Origin of the sequence: Synechococcus sp. R6-10 (assembly GCF_047461815.1) — a bacterium.
In the GTDB taxonomy this organism is placed as follows: Bacteria; Cyanobacteriota; Cyanobacteriia; order Thermostichales; family Thermostichaceae; genus Thermostichus.
In genome coordinates this window covers 1-7,182 of record NZ_JANSHW010000291.1, presented here as the reverse complement: position 1 = coordinate 7,182, position 7,182 = coordinate 1, and the positions used below count along the sequence as shown (strand labels likewise).

Below are 7,182 nucleotides of genomic sequence, written 5' to 3'. Positions count from 1 at the left end.
TGAACAGCGACGTGGACTACATCGGCGTCGGCCCCGTTTACCCCACCCCCACCAAAGCGGAGAAACCCCCTGCCGGCCTGGAGTACGTGCGCCTGGCTGCCGAGAAAGCCCACCTGCCCTGGTTTGCCATCGGCGGCATCGATCCCCACAACCTGCCCGAGGTGCGTCGAGCTGGGGCCACCCGTGTAGCTGTGGTGCGGGCTTTGATGGAAGCTGCCGATCCCACCCAGACAGCCCGCACCATGCTGGCCGAACTGCAAGGGATCCCTGCCCTATCCTAAAGATCAACCGTGAAGCTCAACCGTGAGCATTTTGCTGCTTATTGGCTGTTCCAATCCAAATGGTTTCTGAACAAGTGAGAGGAAGATGAAGTAAGGATGTTCTAAACTCCAGAGGCGATGACAGAAGCCGCAAGAAAAACAAATCCAGACAGCAGGGATCCTGCCCTGGTCGAGATCCCGGCGGAGCTGCAAGCAGGGCTGGTGACAGAGCTGGATTTGATGATCCGGGCCCGCTACCCCCTGGTTTACTTGGTCTCTCCAGAAGAAGAGCCTGCCGATGCCGTGCTAACCCAAGTAGCCAGACGGACAGACCCACCGCGGCAATTGTTGTTCTGGGACTTGGTGCGGGGCTGGCAAGATACAGGCGAGGATCGCGGCTCCATCATGGCGGCACTGGGGCGGGTGTGGCGCTCTGCCCCCAACGAGGACACTCTCTTTGTGCTGCGGGATCTGCACTTTGTGTTGCGCAACGCCACCAGCGACAAAAACGCTCCCATCATCCGGGAGCTGAAAAACCTCAGCCGCGAGCTAAAACGCACCCGCAAGATGCTGATCCTGCTCAGCCACACCCTGGAAGTGCCCAGCGACCTGACGGAGGAGATCACCGTCGTCGATATTCCCCTGCCCAACAGCGAAGAGATCAGCCGCCTCATCCAGCTCTACGTGGCTCCAGATAAGCTCAAGCTTACCCCTCTAGCCCGCGAGCAACTGGTCAAAGCCTGTCAAGGGCTGAGCCGAGAACGTATTCGCCGCGTTTTGGCCCGCGCTTTGGCCGCCAAGCAGGAGGTCAATGAAGCCGATATCGACCTGGTGCTAGAGGAAAAAAAGCAGGCCATCCGCCAAACCGGCATCCTGGAGTTTTTCACCGCCCGCGAGACCCTCAAAAGCGTGGGGGGCCTAGATAATCTCAAGGCCTGGGTGCGGGTGCGCCAGGAAGCCTTTACCGAAGAGGCGCGTCGCTATGGCCTGCCCAACCCCAAGGGCGTGCTGCTGGTCGGGATCCAGGGCACCGGCAAATCCCTCTCCGCCAAGACCATCGCCAATGAGTGGCGGCTGCCCCTGCTGAGATTGGATGCCGGGCGGCTGTTTGCCGGCATCGTCGGCGAGTCGGAAAGCCGGGTGCGGCAGATGATCCAACTGGCAGAGGCGATGGCCCCCTGCGTGCTTTGGATCGACGAAATCGACAAAGCCTTTGGCAACATCACCAGCAGCGCCGATGGAGATTCCGGTACCAGCCGCCGGGTGTTTGGCAGCCTGATTACCTGGATGCAGGAGAAAACCAGCCCTGTTTTCATTGTGGCCACCGCCAACAACGTGCCGCTGCTGCCGCCGGAGCTGTTGCGCAAGGGCCGCTTTGACGAGATTTTCTTCTTGAACCTGCCCACCCAGGCTGAGCGCAAAGAGATCTTCCGGGTGCATTTGCAGCGGTTGCGCCCCAGCCGCCTGCGAGAGTTCGACCTGGAAGCCTTGGCAGCCGCAGCTCAGGATTTCAGTGGTGCCGAGATCGAGCAAGCCATTGTAGATGCCATGTACAACGCCTTTGGGGGCAGTGGCAGCGGCGCCCGGCGGGACTTTACCCAAGAAGATATCCTGCAGGCCATCCGCGAAACCGTGCCCTTGGCCTCGATTGCCCGCGACCAAATCGAGAGTCTTAAGTGCTGGGCTGCTCAAGCGGGCGCGAGAACGGCCTCTCAAGATGCCCAGGTGCTGCAGGAGATGAAGCAGTGTTTTGCCTCTTCTTGAGATTCAGAATGGGTGAAATCCACCTCCCAGCCCAAATAAAGCAGCTAGTATGCCAATACCTACAGCAACTCCAGCCGCTATCTTCAAGTTTTCTTCTAGGCTTTTAGCATCTGCCTTTTCCTTCATTGCAGTTAGCAAAAATAGCTGATCCTCCCCACTCAGCCCACTTATAAAATGGGGATATAGATTCGATAGGGACAGCTTTAAAATGATCGATCCTACTTCTACAGTGAAGCTCAAGCTGGGAAAGCTTCGAGTTCCTATCTTTCTCTATCTGGGCTATTACTGATTTTGCCTCTTCCTGTAGCTTCTTAGCGCTCTCAACTTGCGACTTGCTATATCCTTTATCAAAAGTGGCCATAAAAAGACTAATAACCGAGATTAGAAAGAGCACAAGCCCGATTGAGCTACTTAAGGCACCAATGAACAAGCTCAGGACTAAAAGCGAGAGGGCACCCAGTATAGTGTCACTTTTGGTGGCAAAGGTATGATCAATTTTAGCTTCCTCTTGTTTTATTCCGATAGAGATCAAGTTTCTCCTTAACTCAGACTTAACTTGCTCTACTCTTTGGTTATAGTTGGCCTCGATGTTTTTCTTACGACGTTCTATCTCTTCTGCAGCTTCCTTTATCTTGTCGAAGTCAAAGGGCCAAGGTTTGCCATCTTGTGTGCTGTAACCGCGTTCTGCTTTCAAGTCTTGGCCATGCCCGCTCCCTTTTGTGGGCGAAGTCTGGGAAAGCCTTTGGGAGTCATAGGCTTTTCGCTTCACAGGATCACTCAGGACCGAGTATGCTTCCTGAATAGACTTAAACTTTTCCTCAATGTACTGCCGCCCCTTAACAGGTGTATCTGGGTGAAGTTTATCGGGATGGTATTCTTTGGCAAGCCGCCTGTAGCTCTCTTTAATTTCTTCTAGAGTTGCATTGGGCTGTAATTCCAGCTCGCGGTAAAGGTCTTTCATGGGAGGATCCCGCGCAGGGGGCCTTGTGCCAGCTACTTTGATGCGGGGATCCTATTCCCTGAGGGGAAGCCTTGCAAAGTGCTACTCAATACCTAGACTCTTTTTTAAGCCTATTTTAGGGATCGGACAGCTCTAGCCAAGCAGCCCTTGGCTCCTCCCTCAGTAGATGCTTTTTCAAGGCCCAACGTCCAGAAAGGCGGGGTTATGAGCAAGCTGCTGCGGCTTGCCGCGCCAAGACCCACTCCACCAGGGTGCGCACCCCATAACCGGTGGCCCCTTTGTTGTTGTAGCCTGCATCCTTCTCTGTCCAAACGGGGCCTGCTATATCCAGGTGGGCCCAAGGGGTTTTCTCCACAAACTGCTTCAGGAACAGGGCAGCGGTGATGGATCCCCCTGAGCGGGGACCAGTGTTTTTCATGTCGGCCACAATGGAGCTGAGACCCTCGAAGTAGCCTTCCTCCAGCGGCAGGCGCCAGATTTTTTCGCCGGAAAGATTGGCAGCCTGCTGTAGCTCCTGGGCCAGCGTCTCATCTGGGGTGAACAAGCCGGCAATTTCTTCCCCCAGAGCAATCACACAAGCACCGGTCAGGGTAGCCAGATCGAGGATGGCATCAACGCCCAGCTTTTCCGCAAACACCAGGGCATCTGCCAAGGTGAGGCGGCCTTCTGCATCGGTGTTGTTGACCTCAATGGTCTTCTGGTTAGAAGCGGTGAGGATATCCCCTGGGTGGATGGCATGGCCGCTGATCATGTTTTCCGTGGCAGCGACGATGAAGTGCAGCTCCACTTGCGGCTTGAGGGCGGCTAGGGCCCGTGCAGCTCCCAAAACTGCCGCTGCTCCCCCCATGTCGGTTTTCATCATGGCGATGCTGCGGGAGTCGGTTTTGATGTTCAGCCCACCGGAATCAAAGGTCAGCCCCTTGCCCACCAGGGCCAATTTGGTAACAGGATCCCCTTGTGGCGGCTTGTAGGTGAGGTGAATGAACTGGGGCGGCAGGTCAGAGGCTTTGGCCACACCCAAAAAAGCCCCCATCCCCAGAGCCTCGCATTCTTCCTGTCCCAAAATCTCCACCTCTAGACCATATTCCTGGGCCAGTTGGCGGGCGGTATCGGCCAGGGCAAGAGGAGTAACAATGTTGGCGGGGGCAGCCACCAATTCCCGAGCCAAGATGGTTCCTGCGGCCATCTCAATGGCCCGCCGCAGCGCGGCCTCGTAGTCAGAACGGGCCTGGGCCAACCCCGGCACCAAGAGAGTTACTTCCTGCACAGAAAAGCTGTTTTCCTCTTCCCCTTTGGCTGAAGATTTAAACCGATTGTCCCGGTGCGCCACCAGTAGGCAGGCTTCGGCCACCGCCTGAACCCCACGCACCCGATCCAACCCCGTCTCCGGCAAAGACAGCATCACCTGCTTGGCTTTTAAGCTGTGAGCCTGGCGCAGGCCGTTGGCTGTGGCCCGTCGTAGGGCTTCTAGCGTTAGGGCCGCGGGATCCCCTAGCCCCACCAACACCAGTTTGCGGATCTCTCCTGTCAGGCGCAGGGCAACACTGCTATTCGGCTTCCCCTGAAACCCCTGCTCCTGAACGGTTTCCGCCACCAGCCCTGACCACGCCTTTTCATCCCAAGAGGCGATCTCAGGGGGCAGAGGAAAGCGGCCATTCCCGCCGGAAGCGGCAAAGCAATAGACCAGGGCACATTCCCCTTGAGTGAGTGGCGGCTCGCTAAGATGAAGCTGCATGAGAAACCCTTGACCAAGCTGTTGACAGCAGATCCTCAGTCTATCTAATTTTGCCGGCTCTTAGGGCAAGGGATCCCCCCTCTAGTGGGCGGGCCGGAAGATCCCGAAGCAGGAAGTGTAGCCGTGTAAAAAGGTGGATCCCCCAACGGGGCCGATCTCACCATTGCAAAAGAACCCCCCCAAGGGCAGCTCTCCAAGCAATTCCCGAAACCGTTGCGAGTCAAAATCGGGAGTGCCGTACAGGCCCTTGCCTCGCCCCAAACAGGAGAACATCAACGCCCCACAAGGCTCCGGCCTCGGTTGAGAGGGGCTTTGCCTCAAGTTGCGCTCGGCACAATAGCGGCTGAGGGCCCAACGCAGATCTTCTGCCGAAGTCTGGGCATCCCGCAGATGAAATTGCACCGTCTGGCCAGGGCGCACCTGATCCCCGATGGCCAGCGCCCCCACGCGCGGATCAACGCCCAAGATTACGCGAATGAGGAAATCTCCCGGCGTCGGCTCCGACTTGAACTCATCCATCAGCAGGCCGATGAAGAGAGAGTGGCGGGCCAATCGCTGATCCACGGGACTGAGCCGCTCTGCCAAGTCCTGCAAAACCGCTAGAGGAGGGCGACCCTCCAAGCCAAGAATCACATTCCCCTCTGCTTCCGTCACCCGCAAGGGATCCCCAATGGGGCGACACCCCTGGGCCACCACTGCATCCAGCACCACATTGCCGTAGAGCGCTAGCCCCACTGTGCCCTCTCGATACAGCTCCCGCCGAGGTGTGAGGGTACGCGCATCCAGCAAAAACAGAGCATTGCCCCGAGGGCCGCGGCCCCCACTGGCCAATCCCCCCACTTTGACGGATCCCGGATAGGCGAAATCCAACCCCTGCAGCAACTCTGAGATGCCAGAGGAAAATCCATCGGCCAAGAGCAGAAAATGAGGCTTGCTCTGCGGCGAAACCCCAACACAATCGACCCAGGCAGAAGGAGCCGCATCCAAGTCCGGCAATTGGTTCCCCCGCAGATGAAAAGGATGCAGCACCACCTCCGGCATGACCGCCAAAGACAAGGAGAGAGCCGGGCCATCCTCAATTTCATGCCCGCCACCCACAATGCCACCGCCGGAGCAGCCGATCAAAACGTCCACCTCCAGCAGCTCCGACAGCAATGGCAACACCCGGATGTATTCGCTGGCAAAGGCCGCCGACACAAACAAAACCCCCAAGTTGGGCCGCAGAGGCTGAGAGGGAACATACCCTGTCAGCAGCCCCGGCAACCCACCGGATCCCACCGTCTGCACCTGCCGACTCAGGACACTTTTCAGTTGGGCTGCCTGAAGCTTGGCCTTGGCTTCCTCCACCACCTGCCGCAGAGCCGCTTCTAGGGAAGGGAGCTGGGAGAGCGCGTTCACCCACTGCATCGGCGTGTTCCTACGGTCTGGAGTTTGCTGTCTTTAGGCTAGCAATTTATGGCCGGGCTGGCTGTTCTGCACGGTCTCTGTTCAAGACAGGATCAGGGCAGATAAGGCCGGGGATCCACAGGCGCGCCCCCGCCGGGGCGGACTTCAAAGTGCAGATGCGGCCCTGTGCTCCAGCCAGTGCTGCCGCGGCTCATGATTGTCTGCCCCTGCTGCACGTACTGGCCTGTGGAAACGTAAATCTGATGGCCGTGGGCATAGCGAGTAACAATTCCGTTGGGATGGCGGATATCCACCCGATTGCCGTAGCCATCCCCGCCATTCCCCGCAAAGATCACCACTCCCTCCTGAACGGCTACAATGGGGGATCCCACGGGGCCAGGAATATCTACCCCTGCATGAAGGCGACCGCGACGGTAGCCAAAGCCAGAGGTGATTTGCCCGGAGACCGGCCAGATAAACCCACTGCTGCGGGCCTGAGGAGGAGCTGGAGGGGGCGCTGGCGGCGCTGGCCGAGCTTGTGGCTGGCTCTGAGCTCGTCGGGCAGGAGCAGGGGTGGGCTGCGTACCCGGCGCCGGAATCGTAAGGCGTTGGCCAATGCGCAGCCAGTGGGGATTGCGCAAGTTGTTGGCTTGAATAATGGATCGCTGAGTTACCCCATAGCGGGCGGCGATCCGTTCGATGGTGTCACCGGCTCCAACTGTGTGGGTCAGGGATCCACCGGCCAAGAGGGCCTGCCGTTCTTGTTCCATTTGCTGGGCCCGGCGTTGCTGCTCCGCCTGTAATCGAGCTTGGGCTTCGGCTTGGCGTTGGGCTTCCTCCTCTTGCTGGCGGCGCTCTTCCTCTTCGCGAGCTTTCTGGGCAGCGATCATCTCCTTCTGACGCTGGATCAACTCGCCCACATCGCCGGGGATGAGCAGGCGTTGGCCAATGCGCAGATATTCCGGGCGATCCAGAGGAGTCGCTTCGATAATCCGCTGCTGGGGAACTCGGTAGCGGTTGGCAATGTCCTCCAGTGTGTCTCCCTGCTTGACGGTGTAGATCAATCCCGGCTGGCT

6 protein-coding genes are annotated in these 7,182 nt (G+C 58.1%); 2 read left to right on the top strand and 4 right to left on the bottom strand.

The window, feature by feature from the left end; translation table 11 throughout:
- A partial coding sequence (locus NW837_RS08910; protein ID WP_414330787.1) for a thiamine phosphate synthase occupies positions 1 to 281 on the top strand: 281 nt, incomplete at its 5' end.
- 219 nt (positions 282 to 500) lie between these two features.
- Positions 501 to 2,024, top strand: coding sequence for an AAA family ATPase (locus tag NW837_RS08905; RefSeq protein ID WP_414330789.1), 1,524 nt, complete (start codon positions 501 to 503; stop codon positions 2,022 to 2,024).
- Between the two features lie 103 nt (positions 2,025 to 2,127).
- Here NW837_RS08905 and NW837_RS08900 read toward each other — a convergent pair whose 3' ends face one another.
- From NW837_RS08900 to NW837_RS08885, 4 genes are all read right to left on the bottom strand, one after another.
- Entirely contained in the window at positions 2,128 to 2,985 is an 858-nt protein-coding gene (locus tag NW837_RS08900; RefSeq protein WP_414330784.1) for a DnaJ domain-containing protein, read from the bottom strand.
- Between the two features lie 202 nt (positions 2,986 to 3,187).
- Positions 3,188 to 4,720 carry a leucyl aminopeptidase gene (locus NW837_RS08895; RefSeq protein ID WP_414330782.1) on the bottom strand — a complete coding sequence of 511 codons (1,533 nt, stop codon included), beginning with the start codon at positions 4,718 to 4,720 and terminating at the stop codon, positions 3,188 to 3,190.
- 81 nt (positions 4,721 to 4,801) lie between these two features.
- Entirely contained in the window at positions 4,802 to 6,127 is a 1,326-nt protein-coding gene (locus NW837_RS08890; protein WP_414330779.1) for an FIST N-terminal domain-containing protein, read from the bottom strand.
- Positions 6,128 to 6,219: 92 nt separating this feature from the next.
- A partial coding sequence (locus tag NW837_RS08885; protein WP_414330777.1) for a peptidoglycan DD-metalloendopeptidase family protein occupies positions 6,220 to 7,182 on the bottom strand: 963 nt, incomplete at its 5' end.